At 43.3% G+C, this 2,022-nt stretch carries 2 protein-coding genes; both read left to right on the top strand.

The features are described from left to right. Window positions 1–204 precede the first annotated feature (204 nt). Window positions 205–1,311 (top strand): Gfo/Idh/MocA family protein, encoded by a 1,107-nt coding sequence (locus tag ACZFYI_RS19640; RefSeq protein ID WP_462525817.1) that lies wholly within the window; start codon window positions 205–207, stop codon window positions 1,309–1,311. A gap of 364 nt (window positions 1,312–1,675) precedes the next feature. After that, window positions 1,676–1,966, top strand: coding sequence for a hypothetical protein (locus tag ACZFYI_RS19635; protein WP_462525816.1), 291 nt, complete (start codon window positions 1,676–1,678; stop codon window positions 1,964–1,966). Window positions 1,967–2,022 lie beyond the last annotated feature (56 nt).

The raw sequence follows: 2,022 nt of genomic DNA, 5'->3' as shown, positions 1-2,022 counted from the left end.
TTTTTTTCTTGACAAAAAAAGTAGCCAAAAAAGTCAAGACGGCGGAATCCTATCCGCGCACAAGGCCGGAGCCGGCCCGGTTCGCCGTCTTTCCTCCCCGTCTCGAACATATGAGGTTCAGTTTTAGATAGAAAAATTTCGAATTTGTTGTAAAAGGTGAAAATTCCCATCTTGTATGTTCTATTCTCCAATCCAAATCAAGCCATGAAAAATCTCCTCCTTTTTCTTTTCATCTGTTTCGCTTTCCTGCAAAATGCTTCTGCACAGCAAAGAAGTCAACCTGTCCGCATGGCGATGATGGGACTTTCTCACGGGCATTCGCCCTGGATTTTCAACAGAAAAGACAAGACTGATGTGGACTTGGTGGGGATCTATGAACCCGATGTTGCCCTTGCAGCAAGCTATGCCAAGCGCTACAACCTTGATGAAAAACTGTTTTTTACCGATCCCAAAGCCATGCTTGATACGGTAAAGCCGGAAGCAGTATTGGCTTTTGGTTCCATTTATGCCCATTTGGAAGCAGTGGAGTTGGCTGCACCACGTGGGATTCATGTCATGGTGGAAAAGCCCCTGACCTACTCTCTAGAACAAGCCAAGAAAATGGAAACTTTGGCCAAAAAACACGGAATCCATCTCCTGACCAACTTTGAGACTTCCTGGTATGCAAGCACTGAAAAGACCTATCAATTGCTTCAGGATAAGGAAGCTTTTGGGCCGATCCGCAAGGCGGTTTTCCATCATGGACACAGGGGTCCAAAAGAAATCGGGGTAGGGAAGGAGTTTCTGGATTGGCTTACTGACCCGGTTCAAAATGGGGGAGGAGCGTTGGTTGATTTCGGTTGCTATGGTGCCAATATCATGACTTACCTGATGGCAGGCCGAAAGCCGATTTCCGTCACAGCCATCACCAATACCTACAAGCCGGACATTTATCCCAAAGTGGATGATGAGGCGACTATTATTTTGGATTATGGAGATGCGCAGGCGATTATCCAAGCCTCTTGGAATTGGCCTTTTGACAGGAAGGACATGGAAGTATATGGAAAGACCGGTCAGGTTATCAGTGAAAATAAGTCCAAGATGCGGACACGAACCTGGGACAATCCTGAGGAAAAAACCTTCGAAGTTCGGCCGGATGAAGTCGGCGTCTATGTAGATCCTTTTTCCTATTTCGCAGATGTGATCCGAGGCAAAATCAAAGTGGAAGACTACAGCCTTTATTCCCTCAACAACAACATGATTGTCGCCGAAATCCTCGATGCCGCCAGGAAGTCAGCGGAGAAAGGGGAGACGGTATTTTTGGGGAAATAGGGGTGTTGAGAGATTAGATTTAAAAAATTCTTTTAGTTTTAAAGGATTTCTTTTCACAATGTTAAGTGAAGCATCCTGAATCGGAATGCTTTCTCATACTGTTGGACAAAGAAAGATGTTAGCGGTAACCTTAGGCGACCAACATTACGACAATGACAGACAAGAAAATTGACATAGACCAAATGATGATTGACGAGTGGCGACAGCTTGGTTTCTACTACGCCTTGACGAGAGACTTGGCGTAAACCAATGGAGATTTTACGGTAGCAAAAGCGGACTTCAGAATTTCGTAAAACTTCTTGACTATTATACGAACAGCCCAAGTCGGGACATAGTTTTTGAACACGATCATTACGGACCATATATGTATTTAAAAATTATTACGCTTGACGACCAAGCAATAATTACTGACAACGCTATAGGTGGGACAATTGCTGACTTGAAAAAATTAAGAAACATCATTGCTGACAAACTAAGCAAAGCAGAGCCTGGACAAACTTTTAATATTGACAAGGACTACGGGAAAGACAACACAGTTACAGCCAAGTTTTTTGTAATGGCTGACAACTTTGATCCCGTTTCAATGGACGAACTAATTGTATCTGGCCGACAAAAAATAGTAAATCATAAACACTCCCCTCAGGATCTGGATTAACGTTTGATGTTAGGGCTAGGTGTAATTTGTAATTACACCTTTGTTTTTTTTTTATA

The sequence above is a fragment of the Aquiflexum sp. genome (assembly GCF_977115555.1).
Note: the sequence above shows the minus strand (reverse complement) of the source record. Positions and strands in the feature narration are given on the sequence as shown.

Bases quoted from the DNA above. Each gene is read 5' to 3' on its own strand.
- ACZFYI_RS19640 (WP_462525817.1), top strand. From the start codon at position 205: ATGAAAAATCTCCTCCTTTTTCTTTTCATCTGTTTCGCTTTCCTGCAA.
- ACZFYI_RS19635 (WP_462525816.1), top strand. From the start codon at position 1,676: ATGTATTTAAAAATTATTACGCTTGACGACCAAGCAATAATTACTGAC.